The organism is Streptomyces sp. NPDC012825, assembly GCF_042900925.1.
Lineage (GTDB): Bacteria > Actinomycetota > Actinomycetes > Streptomycetales > Streptomycetaceae > Streptomyces.
This window is the reverse complement of sequence record NZ_JBIBBZ010000018.1, coordinates 46021-66791: the sequence shown is the minus strand read 5'-3', so window position 1 is coordinate 66791 and position 20771 is coordinate 46021. Positions and strand designations below refer to the sequence as shown.

The window sequence follows — 20771 nt, the reverse complement described above, 5'->3', positions numbered from 1 at the left end:
GGCGGACGGACCCCCGCCGACCACCGTCCGTCAGTCGATGGAGGAGATCGCCGGACCGTGGTACGGCTGCTCCTCGAGGAGGGGAGGAGCCGGAGGCGGCCTGATGTCATGCGCCCCTCCGAACCCGGCTGATGGCGCGCGGATCGGCCTGAGGGTCCGCGCGCGGCTCGCGGGCTCGGCCGACCGGGCGTCCGGGACCTTCGACGCGTTCGACGCCGATGGGTTGTCAGCGGTCCGTGACTCTCTTACAGTCCCCTCCGAAGTCGCGAATGGGAGCGCTCCCAAACCCAAGCCCAGGCCCGGGACCCCCGAACCGGCGCCCGGGATCCTCGAGTCCGCGCCCGGGATCCCCCGACCCACGCCCGGGGTGCCCACGACCGGAAAACGAGCCGCAAGGAGGAAAGCAAGAGCCCGAACCACCCCCGCACAGGTACAGGAGACATCCATGGTTCGACGCAAGAAACGACTGCTCTCGCTGGCGGCGGTCTTCACGACCCTGCTCGGCGGAATCGGTCTGGTCCTGCTGGGGCAAGGCAGCGCCCAGGCCCATGGCGTCACGATGATGCCCGGATCGCGCACCTACCTCTGTTACCTCGACGCCAAGACCAGCACCGGCGCGATGGATCCGACCAACCCGGCCTGCCGGGCCGCGCTCGACGAGAGCGGTGCCTCGTCGCTCTACAACTGGTTCGCCGTACTCGACTCCAATGCGGGCGGACGCGGACCCGGTTACGTACCGGATGGAAAGCTGTGCAGCGCCGGTGACCGGTCGCCGTACGACTTCACCGGGTACAACGCCGCCCGCGCGGACTGGCCCCGGACGCACCTGTCATCCGGGAGGACGATCCAGGTCAAGCACAGCAACTGGGCCGCGCACCCGGGCTCCTTCCGGGTCTACCTCTCCAAGCCGGGACACTCGCCGACGACGGAACTGGGCTGGGACGACCTGGAGCTGATCCAGACCGTCACCAATCCGCCGCAGACGGGCTCTCCCGGCACGGACGGCGGGCACTACTACTGGAACCTGAACCTGCCGTCCGGCCGCTCGGGCGACGCGGTGATGTTCATCCAGTGGGTGCGCTCGGACAGCCAGGAGAACTTCTTCTCCTGCTCCGACATCGTCTTCGACGGCGGCAACGGCGAAGTCACCGGCATCCGCGGCTCGGGTGGCACCCCGACCCCGACTCCCACTCCCACCCCGACCCCGACTCCCACCCCGACCCCGACTCCCACCCCGACCCCGACTCCCACCCCGACCCCGACTCCCACCCCGACCGATCCGCACACCGGGTGCATGGCCGTCTACAACGTGACCAACGCCTGGAACGGTGGCTTCCAGGGCTCCGTCGAGGTGATGAACCACACCACGACGGCACGCGACGGCTGGGCCGTGCGGTGGAAGCCCGGCGCCGGCACGAAGGTCACCAGTGTCTGGAACGGGGCTCTGACCACCGGATCCGACGGCACGCTCACCGTCGCGAACCTCGACTACAACCGGATCGTCCCGCCGGACGGCGGTGTCACCTTCGGCTTCACGGCGACCTCGACCGGCAACGACTTCCCGGTCGGCTCCATCGGCTGCGTCACCCCGTAGCCGCCGCCGCGTGAGAGCGCCGCTTCCCACCCCGCGCGGGAGGCGGCGCTGCTCCGCGCGGTGGCCGGGCATGCCGGGGTTCGTGCCGGTCGACACGACGTCCGGCCTGTCCTCGATGGCCACTCGGCCCGTACTCGCCGAGCTCACCGCACACATCCGGCTCGCCCACGGGTTTCCCGTGCGCTTCGACTCCGCCGGCGGGGTCGAGATCGCGCGGCGGATGCGCGAGGGAGCCGAGTCCGACGTGCTGGTGCCGGCCGAAGGCGCGCCGGCCGCACCGGCCGCGGAGGGGTACGTACTCGGCGGCACGATACGCCCGCTCCGGGTCTCCCGGATCGTCGCTGCCGTGCCGGAGGGAACACCGGCACCCGCACTGCGCTCGGCCTCCGACCCGCGAGCCGCGCGGAAGATCCGAGTGCCTCCCGGAGCGCCTCCGACACGCGCCCCGGGAGATCCCCGCCCGTCACGGCAGCGGCAGACCCCGCGCCGTGATCCAGAGTTCGTACCACTCCTCGTGGGTGAGGCGGGGTTCGGTGGTGGCGGCGTCGCGGCAGGCCCTGATGCGGGTGGGGCTGGTGGTGCCGATGACGGGGACGATGCGGGCCGGGTGGCGCTGGAGCCACCACAGGACGATCGTCTCCGGGGTCGTGTCCCTGGCCTCGGCCAGGCGGGTCACCAGGGCGGCGGTGGCGTGTTCCTCCGCGGTCTCCTGGCGGCCGGTGAAGCGTCCCTGGGCGAGCGGTGCCCACGCCTGAAGGGCGACGCCGTGGGCCAGGCAGTGTTCGACGGTGCCCGCGGGGAAGCCGTTGGCGGCCGAGGCCGGGGTGTTCACGAGGACCCCGTCCTCCAGCCAGTCGCGCCTCGCCAGGCTCATCTCCAGCTGGTCGACCGCCAGCGGCAGCGAGAGGTGCGCCTGGAGGCGGGCGATCTGCGGGGCGTTCATGTTGGAGACGCCGAACCGGCGGACGAGGCCCTGCGCGTGGAGGGAGTGCAGGGCCTCCGCCACGTCCTCGGGGTCCGCCAGCGGGTCGGGGCGGTGCAGCAGGAGCGTGTCGAGCACGTCGGTGCGCAACCGGGACAGGGTCTCCTCGACCCTCCGCACGATCGACGCCCCCCGCAGGTCGTACAGGCCCGGCCGTTCGCCGCGGGCGAGCACGATGCCGCACTTCGACTGGATGCCGATGCGCGCCCGGAGCGAGGGGTCGCGGGACAGGACCTCGCCGAAGACCGCCTCGGCCTTGCCCCGTCCGTAGATGTCGGCGTGGTCGAAGGTGGTGATCCCGCTGTCCAGCGCGGCCGCGACGGCGTGCTCCGCGGCCTCGACGTCGGCCGCCGTGTACGACTCGGCGTCCCAGGGGCCGCCGAGCCCCATGCAGCCGAGGACCAGCCGGTCCGTGGTCGGGGGTGTGGTCACGAGGAGGCCTCCTGCGGGGCGCGGGGCGGCCCGGCCCTCGACCGGCCGGCGCGCCCGACCGGTGGTGGGCCGCCGGTGGGTCGGCCGGTCGCATCGTAACCCGGGCCGTACCGCGCGGAACGCGGTCGTGTGCGGGCGCGTGGCCGGGTGCCTCGCCGGTGTCGTGGGCGCGGCCGGCGGCAGTCACCGGCGGAGAACGTTTCCGGGATCCGGCAGTGAACCCCCGTACCGCCGCGTGACAGCATGGACCGGCCCGCGCCGGAGCGCCGTGGGGTCCCGTGACCGGACGTCAGGGTCGGTGCCGGGCAGGGGGCTCGGACAGCCGGGGGGGAGACCATGACCGTAGTGCCCCAGGTGAACGGGCGGTCGCACGACGGCGGCCACATGGTCGTCTGCGGGGACGACGCGCTCGCGCACCGGATCGCCGTCGAACTCGCCGACGTGTACCGGCGGGCCGTCACCCTGGTCGTACCGCCGCCGGCCGGTTTCGAGGGGGTGGCCGGTCAGCCGACGAGCCTCTCCCGGGCCTCGGCGCTGCTCGGGCGGATGAGCGCGGCGGTCGGACGGCCCGGCGGACTGCCCGGGGACGTCGCGCAGGGCGCGGGAGTACGGGAGACGACCGCCGCCGTCCCCGACGAGCAGACGCTCTCCGAGGCCGGCGTGGCGCGGGCCGAGGCCCTCGCCCTCCTCTACGAGGACGACGAGGCCAACATGCGGGCCGCGTTCCTCGCCCGCCGCCTCAACCCGAGGATCCGGCTCGTCCTGCGGATGTACAACCGGAACCTCGGCCGGCGCATGGCGGACCTGCTCGACCAGGCGACCGACCTCACGGTCCCCGAGAACGTCCGCGGCCGGCACGACACCTCGACGACCGTCCTCTCGGACGCCGAGGTGTCGTGCCGGCCGAGCTGGAGCGGATCCTCGCCGTCCTCGGCCGGCTCCTCACGGACCGCGAGACGGTCCTCGCCGTCAACGAGGAGTGCATCGCCTCCGCAGCCCGGGACGACGCGTCCCGCACCGCGCCGCCGTTCCGGCTCCAGGGCTCGTACCGCACCATGAACAGGATCGCGGCCCGGATCTCGCCCGCCATGAACGACGCCGAGCTGGCCGCCGTGATCGACGACCGCTACACCGCCGAGGCCCGGACCCTCACCGGCGGGGCGGAGGCCGACCTCCTCCGCCTGGCCGGACTCCGGGGCACCCTCACCCCGGAACAGGCCGCCCGCCGGGCCGAGGTGAGCGCCGCGTACGTCCGCGCGCGGGCGCTCGGCGGGTCCGGATTCGGCGCAGGGTCCGGGTCCGGCTCCGGCTCCGGGGACGAGCCCCTCGCCCGCGCGGTCGCGGTCCTCGGGCTGCTCGCCGACCGCGTCGCCGCCGTCGAGGCGGCGATCGACCGGGCGGCGGACCCGGGGAACCCGCCGCGGACCCCGCGCCACCCGTGAAGGCCCCCCCGCCGTCAGCCCGCCCAGCGTCCCGTCATGAACGTGACGGCCAGGACGGTGCTCAGCGGCGCGACCAGACACAGGTACGCGAGCGTGACCCACCGCCGTCGCACGCTCCAGACGGCGAGGCCGACCCACAGCGGCCACCACAGGAGGGTGCTGCGGGCGACGGACATGTACCAGTACGAGGTGCCGAGGGCCCACAGCGTCAGCCCGATGTACACGGCCTCCGGCCAGCGGCGCCGCACGACGAGGACGGCGAGCAGCAGCACGCCGAGCACCATGGCGACGAGATCCGCCTGGAACTGGGCCGCGTAGCCGGTGGCCTGGACGTGGTCGAAGGCCTCGTGCCAGGTCTGCGACCAGGCCTCCCAGGGGGCGCGGAAGTGGCGGTACCAGCCGCGTTCCTGCGCGTGCTTCCACGCCAGGGGGTCGCCGGTCCGCCCGTACAGGTACCAGAAGTGGAGGAGCGCGGGCAGACCGGGCAGGACGAGCCAGGCGGCGGCGCGCTTCCGGCCGGCCCCTCCGTCCCGCCGCGTCGTCAGGAAGAGGACGACGAGCGCGGCGGCGAGGAAGAGGCCGCTGACGCGGACGGTGGTGGCGCCGGCGGCGAGGACCGAGGCGAGGAGCCACCGCTGCCGCCGGGCCGCGAGCCAGGCCGGCAGGGCGAGGGCGAGGAAGAGGGACTCGCTGTATCCGGCGGCCAGGAAGACCGCGCAGGGCGACACCAGGAGGAACAGGGCGGCGCGGCCGCCCGCGCGGGAGCCGGGCAGGTGGAGTTCGGCGATCCGGGCGAGGGCCACGGCGGCGACGGCCCCGGCGACGAGGGAGACGAGCAGCCCGGCGACGGTCCAGTGCGGCACGAGGACGTGCACGGCGCGCAGGACCAGGGGGAAGCCGGGGAAGAACGCCTCCCGGTTGTCCCCCTCGCCCGGCCCCCCGGGGAAGTAGCCGTCCCTGGCTATGTTCAGGAAGTGCCCCCAGTCCCAGTGCTCGAAGGGCGCGAGGACCGGCTCGGGCACCCGGGCGTCGCCGGACGCCGGGAACAGCAGGCGGGTGCAGTACGCGGTCGTCCACACGGCCACCCGCGTCAGCAGGTACAGCCACAGGACCTCGCGGTCGACGGGCCGGAACCGGAACGGTACGGCCCCGGGCGGGACTTCCGCGCGGGCCGGACGCACGACGGGGTCCGTCCGTACGGTGGCACGCCGGGGGGAGGGGGGCGCCGAGATCGGCATGGGCGAGGTCTCTCCGTGAGGACGCGGATACGTGGGTACGCGGGTACGCGCGGGCACGCCCGTGGGACGGTACGGGCGGACGCGGGGGTACGGGGGATACGGGGGAGGGCGGGGCGGCCCGGTCGGTGCGGGGCCGCTCCGGAGGCACGGACGCGGGACCGGTCGGGCGGTCGTGCGTGTCCGGGAAAAGAGGAAGGGGTCAGCCCTGTGGCGGTGTCGTCGTCGCCGTGGTCGCCGTCGCCGGCGGGACCACCGGCGTCGTCGTCCGGCCGGGGGCCGTCGGCGGATGGGTCCGTCGTCCCTCCGTCGTCGCGCTGCCGGGACCCGGCGGAGTGGCGCTCTCCGTCTCCCGGGGCAGGGGCCCGGGAAGGCCGGAGGAACTGGGACCCGGCTCGGGCACGGAGGGGCTCGTCGCGGGCAGGGCGGGCCCGGCGGGGCCGGGGGCGAGCGAGGCGGCCGTGGCCACGCCGAGGACGGCGACGACGCTCGCGGTGACCGTGGCGAGGGCCACCCGGCGCCGGTGGACCCGCCTGCCGCGTTCGGCGATCCGGGTGACCGGAAGTGTCGTGGCCTCCCGGCTGCCGTGGTCGGCGGCGGCCCGGAACAGGGCCCTCAGGGAGGGATCGGTGTGGTCGTTCACCGGGATCCGGCCTCCTGCTCGGTGTCCTGGAGCCGGTCGGCGAGGGCGGCGCGCCCCCGGCCGAGGTGCGTCTTGACGGTGCTGGGGGACAGCCCGGTCTCGCCCGCGATCTGCTCGACGGTGAGGTCGCACAGGTAGTGCAGGGTGACGGTGCGCCGCTGCTGGGCCGGCAGGGTCCGCAGGGCGTCGACGAGGACCACGTGCTCCGGCCCCGGCCCGGCCGTGTGGGACGGGGCCGCCCGCCGGCTCCAGGCGTCGGCCGTACGCCTCCGGAAGCGCCACCGGCTCACGGCGAGACGCCAGGCGACCGTGCGGATCCACGCCTCCGGTCCGCTGTCGCCGTCCAGCCGGCGCCGCCGGTTCCAGCCCTTGACGAACGCCTCCTGGACAACGTCTTCAGCCTCCTGCAGATCGCCGAGCATGACGTAGAGCTGCCCGGTGAGCCGCCCGACCGACTGGACGTAGAACGCTTCGAACTCTTCGACGGTCAACGGCAACTCCCGGGTCTCTCGCTTCACCGGGCATACGCCTGGCACGGCCCCGACGGTCGACACGGTTTCCGAAGAAGGTACGTGAGCCCCGTCACACCGCGGAGCGGCGCGGTCGTTCACCGACCTTAGACGACGCCCCTCGCGGCGTGCCTGCGCACCGGATCGTCCACGGTGACATCCGATGGCGCGTCTGGACGTGGCTCCCGCGGATTGAAATGATCTCGGCCCTCACCCGTTCCCCTCGCAAGAAGGCCAGAGCATGCCGACTCCGCATCACCCTCCGAAACCCCGCTCCCATCACCGTGTCCGCTGGGTCGCCGTGCTCGCCACGGCGGTCCTGGCCCTACCGGTCCTCAGCGCCCCGGCACTGGCCGCGACCCCCGGAGACCCGGCCACCGCCTCCTCCTTCAACCTCAAGCCCGGGCCGGACCTGAGCAGTATGGTGACCGCGTTGAAGGCGGCCCTGCCGACAGAAGGCGTCCAGGACCTGCTCGACGACGGCAACCGCATCGCGAAGACCGACGCGTCGTGTCCCACGGATCCGTTCGGTACCGGTGACAACGGCGCGGTGCTCGCCCCGGCCCGCAAGCTCTGCTGGGACACGGGCGACGCCGGGACCGAGGAATGGATCCCGCAGGGCATCACGGGCGTCTCGGACGCCCAGGCCGACGAACTCTGGGGAACCCGCAAGCCGCTGGTCACCGCCTGGTACGACAAGGCGAGCACCGGCCTGTGCGCGGCGGACCCCGGCACCTGCCCCGACAAGGGCGCGCGGCTGTCGTTCCTGGACCCGGAGACGCCCGTGACGGGCACCCCCGACGGGCGCCGGTACCGCCACGTCCTCCTCGTCGAGCCGTACGTCAACTCGTACGGCAACGCCTCCTACCGGGCCGTCGACGTCCACGCCGGAGGCATCGCCTGGTACAAGTACCACCTGTACGTCACCGACACCCTCAACGGCCTGCGGGTCTTCGACATGCGCTCCATCCTGGACCTCAACCCCGACCGGAACGCCTCGGTGGACGACACCACGCTCAACGGGCTGAAGAGCAACGTCACGGACGAGAACAAGATCGGCCGGCAGAGCAGCGTCTACTACGGCCACACCTACCGGTACGTGATGCCGCAGGTGGCGTCGTACAAGTTCGTCGCCGCCCAGGGCAACTCGTCCGCGGCCACCTGCGTGGCCACCGGCGCCCCCAAGGCGTCGTACATCTCCGTCGACCGCAGCGCCCCCGCCGCTCCCGCGCTGATCATGGGCGAGTACTGCAACTCCGACACCGACCACCCGGAGAAGGGCCGCGTCGGCGCGCTGCCCATCGACGACACCACGGGCCTGCTCCAGCAGACCGGCGAAACGGTCACCGCCACCTCGGCGTACTACCTGCCCCGCGACCTCACCCAGGGCGCCGCCCGCTACGACGGCATGTACTACTTCAACCGCAGCTACCTCGACAACAGCGGAAGCCTGCGCCGGGCCACCGTCACCAGTGGTCGCCTGGTGGACTACGGCAGCAACATCACCAACGCGGTGGGTCCCGAGGACCTCTATGTCGAGCACGGCCAAAGCGTGTCCGGCGCCACCCAGTACCTCTGGTCGCTGACCGAACACCGCGCGGACACCACGGCGGGCTGCACCGACAAGGGCTCCCCGTGCGGCCGGGTGATCTACGCCCACCGACTGAGCGACGTCCTGGCCCGCCCGTAACGGCGGGGCGTCTTCGAGCGGGTCGGCCGGCCCGGCCCCGGGCGGCGTGCGGGCCGCGCCCCTCCCGGGGAGGCGTCCCGCACGGGCTCCGCGCGCTCTGTGCTCGGACTCCTCCGCAGTCGCGGAAGCTATCATCGTCCATGATTGTTTAAAGTGAAACTACAGGTTTCCGGAGGGGACGAGGATGAGCGACAAGACGGAGGCCGGGACCGGGGTCGAGGTGCTGTCCGCCCGGGACGTCCCCCTGGGCGGCCCGCGGGCGATGACCGTACGGCGTACGCTCCCGCAACGGGCCCGGACCCTCATCGGGGCCTGGTGCTTCGCCGACCACTACGGCCCCGACGACGTCGCGGAGTCCGGCGGCATGGACGTGGCCCCGCACCCGCACATCGGTCTGCAGACCGTGAGCTGGCTGTTCAGCGGCGAGATCGAGCACCGCGACAGCCTGGGCAGCCACGCGTTCGTACGCCCCGGCGAGCTCAACCTCATGACGGGTGGCCACGGCATCAGCCACTCCGAGGTCTCCACCGCCCGCACCACGGTCCTGCACGGCGTACAGCTGTGGGTCGCCCTCCCCGAAGAACACCGGGACACCGCCCGCGACTTCCAGCACCACGCCCCCGGGACCGTCCGCCTCGACGGGGCGGACATCAGGGTCTTCCTCGGCTCCCTGGCCGGCGAGACCTCCCCGGTGCGGACCTTCACGCCGCTGCTCGGCGCCGAGATCCTCCTCGACCCGGGCGCGACCGTCACCCTCCCCGCGGACCCCGCCTTCGAACACGGCCTCCTCGTCGACGAAGGAGAGGTCCGCCTGGCCGGCGCCCTCCTGCACCCGACCGAACTGGGCTGCGTCGCCCCCGGCTCCGACACCCTCACCCTGACGAACGAGTCGGCCACCCGGGCCCGCACGGTCCTCCTCGGCGGACCGCCGTTCGAGGAGGAGATCGTCATGTGGTGGAACTTCATCGCCCGATCCGGTGACGAGATCGTGCAGGCACGGAACGACTGGGAGAAGGGCGCGCGGTTCGGCGAGGTACACGGCTACGACGGCGCCCGCCTGCCGGCCCCGGAACTGCCCACCGTTCCGCTGAAGCCGCGTCGACGAGTGCGCTGAACCGGGGAAACCCATAGCCGGGCATGCCCTGCTCCCACTGACGGCCGCTGAACTCGAGAGAAGGCATGTCGAATCTCGTATTCGGGCCTGTGTGTCAGGGTTCGATCGGATCGATACCGGGCGTCGCGGAATCCAGATGTCGAACTCGCCCGGCTGTTCGGCCGAGCCGCCCTCGCGGGCTCAAGGGGTCCGGGCCTGCCTTCGGACCGGACCCCTCGGCGCGTACTGCTCCGCGCTAGGCGGCTCGACCCGCCGGGTGGAAGTTGATGCGTTCACGGACGACGGGGAAGCCGGCCTTGGCGAAGTTCGCGGCCATGGGGAAGTTGCCCCGGTCCGTCGCTCCGCCGATGAACTCCGCACCCTGCGCGACGAGGAAGTGGGTGCACTCCGCGAGGAGGTCGTAGGCGTAGCCGCGACCGCGCTGTTCCGGGACGACTCCGATGAAGCCGATGGTCGGGCCGGAGGGGTTGTGGGCCGGGATGTGGATGCCGGCCAGGTCGCCCTCCGGCGTGTACGCCGTCTGCCACCACTCCCGTGGGGAGGGGCACCAGTGGAAGAAGTCGAGTTCCTCCCGGGCGGCTTGGTCGAGGCCGCCCTCCTCGGCGGCCCTGAGCGCGTGGGCGTCCAGGGTGACGGAGTGGATGCGGCGCAACGCGTCGAAGAACACGGCGTCGTCGGGTTCGGCGCTGAAGCGCAGGCGTCCGGGCCGCTCGGGCAGACCTCGCTCCGGGGTCCAGCGGTACAGGAAGCGTTCCACCAGGAGTTCGTACCCCGCGGCTCGTGCGGCGGCGAAACGCGCCTCGGCGCCGGCGCGCAGGTCGGGCCTGTCCCGCCAGCCGCCGGGCAGGTTGATCTCGAGTTCGACCTGCCAGGGGGCGGAGCGCAGGAGTGCGGCCCCCGCCTCCTCCTCGCCCTCGGCCACGTCGAACCAGTTGATGTTGACGGGCTCCGCGTCGTCGGGGCCGCCCCACCACGCACCGCGTGCGACGACCTCGCCGTCGCGCAGGGCGACGCGCTTCCAGTCGGGGCGGAACCGGGTGCGCCGATGGCCTTCACGGGCGCCCAGGGGGTCGGGGTGTGCGTCGAAGAGATGGGCGTCGCTCGCGGAGAGCGCGCGGATGACCGTATCGGTCATGGATTCCTCCGGGATAAAGGCTGCTCGGAGCGCTCCCGGTCAGAACTCACGAACCACGCCGGGACAGCGAAAAGAGGGAGCGCTGGAAAGGTGTGAACCGCACGGCACTCGCCTCCTTCCATCCGTCTCTGGGCGTGGAGCCACACATTAAGTGATCTGCTGCGGGCCCGTCCACGGATTTCCCTCGGACCGTCGAGGGAACCTTCCCATCCCGCAAGGGCCTGGCCGGACTGGACGACCACCAGGTCCGGTGGGGCATCGGGAGGGGATCAGTCGGGCTGCGCGGCCGAACGCGGGTCGGAGGTGTCGATACGTCCGGCGAACCGACGGACCTGGTCCTCGACGGGTTCGTTCCCCGTGACGGCCATGGTGTAGTGGCGAAACGCCGTCGCGAGGAACGAATCCTCGACGCGGAACCGCATCGTGACGCAGGCCTCCTCGTCACGGCTGCCGACCGAGACGCCGAGCCCCCGGGGCGGGGGCAGGCAGTTCCACCGCCGGTGCCAGTCGAGGGCGATCAGTTCCCGGGCGAGGAGGCGTGCGGCGGTGTCGACCGGCTCCTCCCAACTGCGGTCGGCGGCGAAGCGGTCCAGCTCGGCGTCGTACCGGTCGGCGTCGAAGTGGGAGTCCGGCGGCAGCGGCACCCGGATGTCGTTCGTGTTCTCCCACGTCCACACCACCAGACCACCGCACCGCTCGACGGTCACGAAGACGCCCCCGCAGCAATCGGTGACGCAGTGATCGTTCGACAGCTCGACCCGCCGCGGTTCGTCACCGGCCCTCAGCGGCCATGTTTCGGGCGGGCCGATCAGCATCTCGTGAAAGAGGCTCGAATCGCTGTCGGGGTGGATCGTCTCCACGACGTCCACCCCGTCGACCAGCAAACGGATCCGCGCCGCCGCTCGCCATGACTCCGGATCTGCGGGGACATGGCGAAGGGAAAGGACGTTGAACGGCTCGGACGGCTTCATCTCCTCATATTCGCACTCTCGGAACCCGACCTCCCGATGCTCGCGCGAATCCGTACACCCTTCCCGGCCCGACCCGGCATCGACCGTATAGGGCGGACGGTTCGCGTCCACTGCGTACAGTCCATGCCCGTCGACACCCTGATGGCGCGGCCCGGCGAAAAGGGTTTATCTTCTTGCGCATGGATCACCAGGGGGAGTTCCGTCGGGCAGCGCTTGAGGCGGGCATTCCGGACGACGAGATCGGCAGGTTCAGTCGGCATCTTCGTTTGTCGATCGGGTTGTTCGGGGGCAGCGGTGGTTCTCCGGTCGGGCGGTTCGGTGGGTCGCCCCGGCTGCCGGTGGGCATGGAGTGGCCGTCGGCCGGGGACGTTCCGTTGCCCTTGTTCCTTTCCGTCGATTGTGGGGCGCTGCCGAGAGTGGACGGCTTCGACCTGCCGGCGGACGGGACGCTGCTCTTCTTCGTGCGCCAGGAAATGGACCATGAGGACAGTTCCGGAAAGTACGCGCGGATCGTGTACGTACCGGACGGCACTGAAACCGTGGTCGCGGAAGCCCCCATCTCCGCGTGTGTCCGCGAGCAGATCGACCTCTGCGCCGAGCTCAAAGCCGAATTGCCCCTTTGGCTCCAGGAGGGTGACGAGGACGAGGGCTGGCACGAGTACTGGGAGGATCTCGAATGGGAGGACATGTCGCCCTTCCAGCAGCAGTTGTTCCGGTCCATGGAGCATGACCTGCCGCACCTGGACGAACTCCGTGCTCTGGCCTACGACCTCTGGCCCTCTGGTGCCGGTATCGCCATCGGCGGGTATGCCGACGACGAGGTGATCGGCAGCATCGCGGAGCAGACCCTCGCGGGGCGTGAGAAGGCGGGCGAGATCCCCGCCGTCCCGATCGCGCAATGGTATTCCCGCCTGGAGGAGGAGAAGCACCGGCTGACGAGCGAATGGATATCGCTCGCCGGTGAAGCCCGGGTCTACGAGGAGTACCGCACGAGTTTTGTGATCCGCCACGACGACCTGGCCGCCGCTCGGGTGGACAAGGCGCTGGCCGTGACCGATTTCGAGGCCCCGTGACCGGATCCGACGCACCTCTGTGACCGATGGGCCGATGAGCCCTGTTCGCAGAGGCCGTCCCGGCGTCCGCGCCGACGGTCGACCACTTGCCCGTGTCGACCACCCGGTTGCCGAGGATCATCCGGCCGGACCTGCGCCGGCGGTCAGTCGACGAGCGCGGTGGCTTCGATCTCGACGAGGACGCCGGGTGCGAAGAGGCGGTCCACACCGATGAGCGACGACGGGGGGAAGGGGGACGGCAATCCGATCTCGTCCGCGACGGCCTCGGCCCCCGCCGTGAAGGCCTCCATCTTCTCCGGTTCCCACTGTGTGACGTAGAACGTCAGGCGCAGTACGTCGTCGAACGTGGCGCCGGCTCCGGCGAGGCCGCGCGCGGTGTTCCGCAACGCCTGTGCGACCTGCCCGGAAAGGTCTCCCGCCGCGACGGGCGTCCCGTCGGCGAGGCCGGAGATCTGCCCGCTGACGTGGACGTGCCTGCTGCCGGTGCCGACGGCGACGTGATGGTAGGGCGTGGGCTGCAACAGGCCCTCGGGAGTGAAACGTTGAACGGGCATGACGGTCTCCTTCTCGCGAAAGACGCTGGTATACCTTTGATACCTAAGAGACGCAGCAAACTTCAACGAGACCAGGTTTCATGAGCGATACCGCCGCTTCTCCCGAGAGCGAATTGAGCATCCCGGCACCGCACCGGGAACTGCTCGACCAAGTGCTGGACAAGTGGTCGCTGAGCGTGCTCGGTGAACTGTGCGAAGGGCCACGTCGGTTCAACGAGCTGCGCCGGGCGATCCCCGCCGTCACGCAGAAGTCGCTGACCGCCACCCTGCGCAGACTGGAACGCAACGGCATCGTCGAGCGCGAGGTCGTGAACGACAGGCCTGTCGCGGTGGAATACCGGATCACTCCGCTGGGAAAGACCATGCGCCCGCCTGTCGACGTCCTTCTGGAGTGGGCGCGTACGTACATGCCCCGGATCGAACGGGCGCGAGAAGTCTTCGACAGCAGGTGAGGCGTTGAGCGGTTGGTGTTCCAGCCGGATATTCGTGCCCTGAGCCGAACGGCACGCGGCCGAAGTGGACGCCGGTCGACGCCACCGCCATCGGCGTACACCCTTTCCTCAGCGGTGAGTTGCTGGTCGTGGCGCACGTCGTGCGGCCTTCGCGACAGGGGCTGTTCCGCCCGTACCGCACCGAACGCACCACGGGACGACCGCTTCCGGTGGGGCGGAAGGGATTCTCTTTGCCGAAGTTGCGGATGTTTCGTCTCGAGATTGTCGGTCAGGCGGAGAACGACCCGATACCGAGGAAGCAGGAGGGACACGATGATCACCCGCGAGCAGATCCCGACCGTGCTGGACCGCCCGGTCTGCGACGCCGAGGGCAACAAGATCGGCGACGCCAAGCACGTCTTTCTCGACAACGCCACCGGCCGCCCGGAGTGGGTCAGCGTCGAGACCGGCATGTTCGGCACCAGCGAGTCGTTCGTGCCGATCAAGGACGCCACCGTGGTCGAGGGCCGCCTCCAGGTCCCCTACGCCAAGGACAAGGTCAAGGACGCCCCCAACGTCGACGTCGACTCGGGCGGGCACCTGTCCGGGGACGAGGAGCAGCGCCTGTACGAGCACTACGGCATCGCCTGGGACGAGGCCTGGCACCAGGCCAATCAGCCCGGCGAGACCGGTTGGGCCCACGCCTCCGCGACCGAGAGGACCGGTGGGACCGGCATCTCCGGCAGGGCCGCCGGCGGCGACGAGGCGATGACCCGCTCCGAGGAGCGGATGCGCGTCGGCACCGAGCAGCAGGAGGTGGGCCGGGCCCGTCTGCGCAAGTACGTGGTGACCGAAGAGGTCCAGCAGACCGTCCCCGTCCGGCACGAGGAAGTCCGCATCGAGCGCGAGCCGATCACCGACGCCAACCGTGACGAAGCCCTGTCCGGCCCCGAGATCTCCGAGGCCGAGCACGAAGTGACCCTCTACGCCGAGCGTCCTGTCGTGGAGACCGAGGTCGTCCCGGTGGAGCGGGTGCGTCTGGGCACCGAGGGGCACGTCGAGGAGGAGACGGTTCGCGGCCAGGTCCGCAAGGAGCGCGTCGAAGCCGACACCCCGGACCGCGACACCCGCCACTGACAACCCTCTTCCTTCAACGGAAGAGAGCGAACCGGCCCCCGGGGTAGCCCCGGGGGCCGGTTCGCGTACCGTGCCACCTGTTCGGTGAGGAGACGCATGGCCCGGGACCCCCGTCACAGGGGTCGGCAGCGGGGCGACTCCCGGCCCCGGAACTCCCGGCGAACCCGCTGAAGGCCCGGCGCGATCCCCGCTGTACCGGACTTTCCGTCTCCCCGATCACGCGCCCTCCTCCTCTTCCCGACGGACGGAGAAGGCGCCCGCGGCAGCGGCCAGGACCGCTGCCTCCGCGGCCCGTTCCGGGAGTCGAGGATCCGGATCGGCACGCAGGAGCACCAGTTGGTGGTAGAGCGGGGCCGTTGCGGCGATCAGCAGGCTCCGGGCGTCCGTGTGCCGGGCGGGGAGTTCACCGCGCTCGACGGCCCGCCCGACGAGGACCTCGCACTGGGCGTACCGGTCCGTCCACAACTGAGTCTGGGCCCGCGCGGCCTGTTCGGAGTGGAACGAGGCGGCCATCAGGGCGACGGCGAACGAGGGCCGTACGACCAGGGATTCGTGGATCTCCTGATTGAGGGCCGTCAGATCGCCGCGCAGGGAGCCGGTGTCCGGCGGCTGCCAGTCGATCTCGCCGGCGGCGGCGATGACGTCGGCGAGCAGGCCGCCGACGTCGCGCCAGCGCCGGTAGACCGTGGCGCGGTGCACCCCGGCCCGCGTCGCGACCCCCTCCATCGTGAGCCGTTCGTGGCCGCCCTCGGCGAGTTCGGCGCGCACCGCGGCGAGCACCTGGGCGCGGACGCGGGCGGTGCGACCGCCCGGACGGCGGTCCGGCGTCGTGTCCAGTGGGTCTGTCATCGGCAGGCGGTGTCCGGTTGATCGGAGCGACAGGGCTGTGCCAGCATCTTAATGCGACAGTCGTCGCTCCAGGCTCGTCAGAGAGGAACCGCCGCCGCGATGCAGCCCGTTCCCGCCGACCCCACCGTGCTCCACCCGATGCCCGAGCACCCGCGCGTGGTTCTGCTCAAGCCCCTGGTGAAGTCGCCGCTGATCGAGGTCGGCGACTTCACCTACTACGACGATCCGGACGACCCGACCGCGTTCGAGACGCGCAACGTCCTGTACCACTACGGTCCCGAGCGGCTCGTCATCGGCAAGTACTGCGCACTCGGGACGGGCACCCGGTTCCTCATGAACGGCGCCAACCACCGCATGGACGGCCCCTCCACCTTCCCGTTCCCCACCATGGGGGGCTCCTGGGCGGAGCACTTCGACCTGATCACCGACCTGCCCGGCAGGGGCGACACGGTCGTCGGCAACGACGTGTGGTTCGGCCACGGCGCCACCGTCATGCCCGGCGTACGCATCGGTCACGGCGCGATCGTCGCCGCCGGTGCCGTGGTCACCGGCGACGTTCCCGACTACGGCATCGTCGGCGGCAACCCCGCCCGGCTCATCCGTGTCCGCCACGACGCCGCGGACGTCGCCCGGCTCCTCGCCGTGGCGTGGTGGGACTGGCCCGTACGGCACATCACCGGGCACGTACGGACGATCATGTCGGGAACCGTCGCCGACCTGGAAGAGGCCGCCGCACGGCTCGACTCACCGGCTGCGCAGTAGGAGCAGGGCGGTGTCGTCCGTGCGGGTGTGCCGGAGGCCCGTGTGGTGGAGGAGGCTGTCGGCCAGGTCCTCCAGGGGACGGTCGGCGTTGCGGGTGAGGTGGCGGGTGAGGGCGGTGATGGAGTCGGTGATGTCGGTGCCGGGGGTTTCCACGAGCCCGTCGGTGTAGAGCGCGAGGAGCGACCCCGGGGGCAGCGGAACGGTGGTGACGGGATAGTCGGCCCCGGTGCACGGGTGGATGCCGAGCAGGGGTCCCGGCTCCACGGGGAGCGCGACGGTGTGCGGCGACGGGGCGGAGCTGTGCAGGAGCGGGGGCGGGTGTCCCGCGCTGGCCAGGTGGAGGCGCCGTTCGGCGAGGTCGACGTGGATGTACAGGCAGGAGACGAACAGGTCGGTCTCGAGGTCGGTCAGGACGCGGTTGGTGCGGGCCAGGACGTCGCCGGGCGCCGCTCCGGCGGTGGCGTGGACGGCGGTGCGGACCTGACCCATGAGGGCCGCGGCCTTGATGTTGTGGCCCTGTACGTCTCCGATGACGGCCGCCGCCGCGGTGTCGCCGAGGCGGATCAGGTCGTAGAAGTCGCCGCCGATGTCGACGCCCCGGGCGGCCGGCAGGTAGCGGGCGGCGACGGCCAGACGGGGAACGGGAGGCAGGGTGACCGGCAGGAGCGCCTGTTGCAGACCGTGGGCGAGGTCGTGCTTGGCGTCGTACAGCAGGGACCGGTCCATGGCCTGGGCGATCAGCCCGGCCAGTGACACCAGGACGGCGCGGTCGCTCGCGCCGAAGGAGCGGGGACGGTCGTAGGACAGGATGCAGCAGCCGACACGGCGGTCGGAGACGAGCAGGGGCAGGAACGCCCAGGCCTGTTTGCCGCTGAGCGCGGGCGCCTGCGGGTGGGCGCGGGTCATCTCGGCGGGATCGGCGTAGAAGGCCGGGACGCCGCTCCGCAGGACGTGGCCGACGGGGGTGACGCCGGTGTCCAGGGGCAGACCGTCCAGGCGGGCGATGGTGCGCGGGTCGTAGCCCCGCTGCCCGAGGATCCTCAGACGGCCGGCGTCGGCGGCGGAGACGACCATGCCCTGTGCTCCGAAGGCGGGCAGGATCTGATCGGCCACCGTGTTGACGACGTCGGCCACGGTGACGGTCTGGCTCAGGGCGGCCGCCAGATGGATCAGCTGGTGGATCCGCCCCGTACCGGCGGCCTGCGGCGGAGGGTCCGGAGCCGGGGTGACGCGGGGCGACGGGGCGTCGGCCGACCGCTCGCGGAGGCTGGGGGAGACGAAGGCGCTGATGCCGCTGTCACCGGGGTAGAGCCGGATGTCGAACCAGCGGCCGGACGGGCCCGGCGCGGTGTAGGCGACGGGTTCGCGGCCGAAGACGGCGGCGCGGTAGTGGTCCTCGTGGACCGGGGCGTCGAGCCAGGGCACGGCCTGCCACGGCAGGGTGCCGAGGAGGTTGTCGGCGCTGCGGCCGAACAGCCGGGCGGCGGCCTCGTTGAGGTAGGTGATACGGCCCTGCAGGTCGAAGCCGAGGGCGCCGACCGGCAGCCGCTGCAACAGGTCGTCGGCGGCGAGCCCGGTCTGTGCCGGGTCCGGACCGGGCCGGAGCAGGGGCACGGAGCGCGGCTCCCCGGGGACGCTCCAGGCGGCGGGCGCCCGGTCCAGCACCTGGGTGATCCGGTTGGCACTGGACAGGACGTGCCCGCGTCCACGACGGGTCAGCGAGGGCGGGTGGCTCTCGGGCCACAACAGCGCCAGGACCCCCCACCGGCGGGTTCCGCGCAGGGGGGCGAAGGCCAGCGCGAACTGGTACGGCAGCCCGGCCGCGGCGTTCGGATACAGACGGGCCATGTCCTCCTGCCGCCCCACCCACACCAGGCGGTCCTCACGCACCGCCTCCGACAGCGGGCCGGCGGCCGACACCGCCACCCGCCACCACGGCGCCACCGCCTTCACCGGCAGCCCGCACATCGTCATCAGGCCCAGCACCGGCTCGTCCGGGGACAGCAGGTACACACCCGCCGCCACCGCTCCGGTACGCCGCACCGTGCCGCTGAGCACCTGGTCCAAGGACACCCAGTCGCCGGACGCGACACCGTCATCACTCACATACAAGACATTAAGGCGTCGGAGAAGAGAAGGTCCGACCGGAAGACCGCGCGGGCATGTCGCATCGGACGGGGGAGCGCGAGACGCGTGGCGTCCAGCGGTTCGGAACGACGGGAGGAGTTCCGGCGGGGAACGTCCTCTGCCGCGCTACGCGCCGTCCGGCGGGTCTTCTCACCGCGCCACGCTCGACGTCCGGCGGCGCGGTGATGTTCTCCGGGCCGTACGGGAGGCGGTGCCGGCCGCGCTCAGGCGGGCACCGTCGCTTCCCGGTCGGTGGCGGGCTCGCGGGCGGCCGGGCGCCGGGGCTCGGGCCGCCAGGTGGTGACCAGGGCCGCGGCCAGGAGCAGCTCGGCGATGTCGCCGCCGTAGTACATGATCTCCGCGCCCGCCCGGACCTGGGGGACGGGAGCGCGGACGTCGATCCAGAAGCCGCCGTACATCAGCTGGGAGACGACCGCGTGGGCCGTGATCGCGAGGCCGAGGTAGACCAGCCGGACGCGTACTCCGGGCCGGGAGGGGGCGGGGTCGGGACCGGCGATGACGTGGGCGAACAGGTATCCGGACAGCAGGAAGTGCACGTGCAGCGGCCAGTGGGCCGCCGGGGTGGCCGCGATCGCGTTGTGGAGGGGGGTGAAGTAGAGGACCGCGAGGCTGCCCGTGGACAGCGCCAGCGCGACGGCGGGGTGCGTGAGCACGCGGGCGGGCGGGCTGTGCAGCACGCCGGTCACCTGTCGTCCCCGGGCCGCGGGCAGAGCGCGCAACAGGAGGGTGACGGGGGCGGCCAGGACGAGCGCGAGCGGCGCGTACATGCCGATGAGCATGTGCTGGACCATGTGCCCGCGGAAGTCCTCGTGCGCGAAGGGCGCCACGGGCGGCAGCGACGCGACGCCGAGCAGGAGGACGCCGGTCAGGAACCATCCGGTCCGCCGGCGGCTCCAGCCCAGGGCCGGGTTGCGGAGGCGCGCCCGCCGGACGAGCAGCAGATAGGCGCCGACGGCGGCCGACAGGACGAGCGCGGGCGGCAGCCACTCCGGGAAGCCGCCGCCCGCGTCGTGTCCGGGACCGTGGACGTGGTGGTCCATCAGGCGGACCGGCCCTCACGCCGCCCGGCGGGGGCGTCGTGGTCGGAGAACCCGCCGCCGCGCCGGAGCAGGTGGCCGCCGGCGACCAGCAGGGCGCCCAGGATGAGGAAGCCGACGTCCCACCAGACCTGGTCTTCTCCGGCGTGGACGTGGTGGATGCCCAGGACGTGGTGGTCCAGGACGCCCTCGACGAGGTTGAACAGCCCCCAGCCGACGAGCACCCAGCCCCACAGCACCCGGGAGGTCCACACCCGCAGCCGGTTCCGGGTGACCCGCGAGTACAGGACGGCGAGCCCGAGGAGGACCGCCAGCCAGCACACGGTGTGGAAGACGCCGTCCCACAGGGTGTTCATCTCCAGGCCGGAGACGGTGCGGGGGTCGTAGTACTTCACCCCCATGCGGTCCTCGTCGGTGCTGGAGAGCATGTGGTGCCACTGCAGGAGCTGGTGCAGCAGGATGCCGTCGACGAAGCCGCCCATCCCCACGCCGAGCAGGATGCCCGGCAACCGGATGCTCACAGGCCGCGCCGTACCGGCCCGGGATTCGCCCGTCGTGGTGGCCATCGCTCGCTTCAGCTCCTGGTCCTGGGGCCTGTTGGAAGGTGTCCCGGGGCTCGTCCGGCCATGATCCGCCGGACATGCCCCGACCGCACCTTCCCCCTTCCCCGGCATTCACGCGCGCGCGTGCCCGCCATGCGGCCCAATCCGCTCTCGGCCTCCTCGCCGACACCGCCCTCGGGCTCGGCCCGGTCCGGCGTCGCGTCCGCGGTCACGCCGAAGGCCGGGGATCAGTGCTCGCAGAGCGGGAACTCCCGTTCGCAGAGCTGCTCGTTGTGCTCGTCCGGCGTACTCGGGCCCGTCCGGGGTGAGGTGGACGGCGGCGAGCTTGACGACGACCCGGAGGCCGCGGCCGCGCAGGCCGATCCGGGCGGACGCGTCGGGGTCGGCGTGCGGTGGCGGGGAGGGTACGTCGGCGGATGCGGGACCCGCTCCCCGCGACCGACGGGGCCCTCGGCCAGGAATAGGCCCGG

At 72.0% G+C, this 20771-nt stretch carries 18 protein-coding genes and 3 pseudogenes; 10 read left to right on the top strand and 11 right to left on the bottom strand.

What is annotated here, in order from left to right; all coding sequences use genetic code 11:
• The first annotated feature begins 445 nt into the window (after positions 1 to 445).
• Complete coding sequence (locus ACFY7E_RS27540; protein WP_389489396.1) at positions 446 to 1594, top strand: lytic polysaccharide monooxygenase; 1149 nt, start codon at positions 446 to 448, stop codon at positions 1592 to 1594.
• Positions 1595 to 1664: 70 nt separating this feature from the next.
• Positions 1665 to 1973, top strand: a pseudogene (locus ACFY7E_RS27535) (substrate-binding domain-containing protein); the annotation flags it as partial.
• Positions 1974 to 2057: 84 nt separating this feature from the next.
• Here ACFY7E_RS27535 and ACFY7E_RS27530 read toward each other — a convergent pair.
• Positions 2058 to 3008 carry an aldo/keto reductase family oxidoreductase gene (locus tag ACFY7E_RS27530; protein WP_389489394.1) on the bottom strand — a complete coding sequence of 317 codons (951 nt, stop codon included), beginning with the start codon at positions 3006 to 3008 and terminating at the stop codon, positions 2058 to 2060.
• Between the two features lie 336 nt (positions 3009 to 3344).
• On the opposite strand from ACFY7E_RS27530, the pseudogene ACFY7E_RS27525 reads away from it, so the two are divergent.
• A pseudogene (locus ACFY7E_RS27525) lies at positions 3345 to 3734 on the top strand (potassium transporter TrkA); the annotation flags it as partial.
• A gap of 173 nt (positions 3735 to 3907) precedes the next feature.
• Positions 3908 to 4450: pseudogene (locus tag ACFY7E_RS27520) on the top strand (DNA repair ATPase); the annotation flags it as partial.
• Between the two features lie 14 nt (positions 4451 to 4464).
• Here the strand turns inward: ACFY7E_RS27520 and ACFY7E_RS27515 are convergent.
• From ACFY7E_RS27515 to ACFY7E_RS27505, 3 genes are all read right to left on the bottom strand, one after another.
• The gene (locus tag ACFY7E_RS27515; protein ID WP_389489392.1) at positions 4465 to 5688 is read right to left on the bottom strand and encodes a mannosyltransferase family protein; all 1224 of its coding nucleotides are present in this window, start codon (positions 5686 to 5688) and stop codon (positions 4465 to 4467) included.
• A 199-nt stretch (positions 5689 to 5887) separates the two neighbouring features.
• Positions 5888 to 6328 carry a hypothetical protein gene (locus tag ACFY7E_RS27510; protein WP_389489389.1) on the bottom strand — a complete coding sequence of 147 codons (441 nt, stop codon included), beginning with the start codon at positions 6326 to 6328 and terminating at the stop codon, positions 5888 to 5890.
• The gene (locus tag ACFY7E_RS27505) at positions 6325 to 6819 is read right to left on the bottom strand and encodes a SigE family RNA polymerase sigma factor (RefSeq protein WP_383433713.1); all 495 of its coding nucleotides are present in this window, start codon (positions 6817 to 6819) and stop codon (positions 6325 to 6327) included. Before ACFY7E_RS27505 ends, ACFY7E_RS27510 begins: the two co-directional genes overlap by 4 nt.
• Before the next feature lie 259 nt (positions 6820 to 7078).
• Between ACFY7E_RS27505 and ACFY7E_RS27500 the strand changes: the two genes are divergently transcribed.
• Together ACFY7E_RS27500 and ACFY7E_RS27495 are read left to right on the top strand one after the other, a co-directional pair.
• Positions 7079 to 8527 (top strand): hypothetical protein, encoded by a 1449-nt coding sequence (locus ACFY7E_RS27500; protein WP_389489387.1) that lies wholly within the window; start codon positions 7079 to 7081, stop codon positions 8525 to 8527.
• 184 nt (positions 8528 to 8711) lie between these two features.
• Positions 8712 to 9641: a pirin family protein gene (locus tag ACFY7E_RS27495; RefSeq protein ID WP_389489385.1), complete on the top strand. Its 930-nt coding sequence runs from the start codon at positions 8712 to 8714 to the stop codon at positions 9639 to 9641.
• Between the two features lie 235 nt (positions 9642 to 9876).
• On the opposite strand, the gene ACFY7E_RS27490 is transcribed toward ACFY7E_RS27495, so the two are convergent.
• The gene (locus ACFY7E_RS27490; protein WP_389489383.1) at positions 9877 to 10776 is read right to left on the bottom strand and encodes a GNAT family N-acetyltransferase; all 900 of its coding nucleotides are present in this window, start codon (positions 10774 to 10776) and stop codon (positions 9877 to 9879) included.
• A 269-nt stretch (positions 10777 to 11045) separates the two neighbouring features.
• A complete protein-coding gene (locus ACFY7E_RS27485) occupies positions 11046 to 11858 on the bottom strand; it encodes a hypothetical protein (RefSeq protein ID WP_389489380.1) in 813 nt (270 codons plus the stop codon).
• A gap of 68 nt (positions 11859 to 11926) precedes the next feature.
• Here ACFY7E_RS27485 and ACFY7E_RS27480 point away from each other — a divergent pair, with 68 nt between their 5' ends.
• Positions 11927 to 12820, top strand: coding sequence for a DUF1963 domain-containing protein (locus ACFY7E_RS27480; protein WP_389489378.1), 894 nt, complete (start codon positions 11927 to 11929; stop codon positions 12818 to 12820).
• A 143-nt stretch (positions 12821 to 12963) separates the two neighbouring features.
• Here ACFY7E_RS27480 and ACFY7E_RS27475 read toward each other — a convergent pair whose 3' ends face one another.
• Positions 12964 to 13374, bottom strand: a complete 411-nt coding sequence (locus tag ACFY7E_RS27475) for a RidA family protein (protein WP_389489376.1) — start codon at positions 13372 to 13374, stop codon at positions 12964 to 12966.
• Between the two features lie 80 nt (positions 13375 to 13454).
• Here ACFY7E_RS27475 and ACFY7E_RS27470 point away from each other — a divergent pair, with 80 nt between their 5' ends.
• The gene (locus ACFY7E_RS27470) at positions 13455 to 13826 is read left to right on the top strand and encodes a winged helix-turn-helix transcriptional regulator (RefSeq protein ID WP_389489374.1); all 372 of its coding nucleotides are present in this window, start codon (positions 13455 to 13457) and stop codon (positions 13824 to 13826) included.
• A 312-nt stretch (positions 13827 to 14138) separates the two neighbouring features.
• Positions 14139 to 14942 (top strand): DUF2382 domain-containing protein, encoded by an 804-nt coding sequence (locus ACFY7E_RS27465; RefSeq protein WP_389489370.1) that lies wholly within the window; start codon positions 14139 to 14141, stop codon positions 14940 to 14942.
• A 216-nt stretch (positions 14943 to 15158) separates the two neighbouring features.
• Here ACFY7E_RS27465 and ACFY7E_RS27460 read toward each other — a convergent pair whose 3' ends face one another.
• Positions 15159 to 15791 carry a TetR/AcrR family transcriptional regulator gene (locus tag ACFY7E_RS27460; RefSeq protein ID WP_389489368.1) on the bottom strand — a complete coding sequence of 211 codons (633 nt, stop codon included), beginning with the start codon at positions 15789 to 15791 and terminating at the stop codon, positions 15159 to 15161.
• Between the two features lie 99 nt (positions 15792 to 15890).
• On the opposite strand from ACFY7E_RS27460, the gene ACFY7E_RS27455 reads away from it, so the two are divergent.
• The gene (locus tag ACFY7E_RS27455) at positions 15891 to 16553 is read left to right on the top strand and encodes a CatB-related O-acetyltransferase (RefSeq protein ID WP_389489365.1); all 663 of its coding nucleotides are present in this window, start codon (positions 15891 to 15893) and stop codon (positions 16551 to 16553) included.
• On the opposite strand, the gene ACFY7E_RS27450 is transcribed toward ACFY7E_RS27455, so the two are convergent.
• The 3 genes from ACFY7E_RS27450 to ACFY7E_RS27440 all read right to left on the bottom strand — a co-directional run bounded on the left by ACFY7E_RS27450 (position 16536) and on the right by ACFY7E_RS27440 (position 20304).
• Positions 16536 to 18659: a SpoIIE family protein phosphatase gene (locus tag ACFY7E_RS27450; RefSeq protein ID WP_389489363.1), complete on the bottom strand. Its 2124-nt coding sequence runs from the start codon at positions 18657 to 18659 to the stop codon at positions 16536 to 16538. The genes ACFY7E_RS27455 and ACFY7E_RS27450 overlap by 18 nt on opposite strands.
• 245 nt (positions 18660 to 18904) lie before the next feature.
• Positions 18905 to 19741, bottom strand: a complete 837-nt coding sequence (locus tag ACFY7E_RS27445; RefSeq protein WP_389489361.1) for a cytochrome c oxidase assembly protein — start codon at positions 19739 to 19741, stop codon at positions 18905 to 18907.
• The gene (locus tag ACFY7E_RS27440; protein ID WP_389489359.1) at positions 19741 to 20304 is read right to left on the bottom strand and encodes a DUF2243 domain-containing protein; all 564 of its coding nucleotides are present in this window, start codon (positions 20302 to 20304) and stop codon (positions 19741 to 19743) included. The genes ACFY7E_RS27445 and ACFY7E_RS27440 overlap by 1 nt, the downstream gene beginning before the upstream one ends.
• Positions 20305 to 20771: the final 467 nt, after the last annotated feature.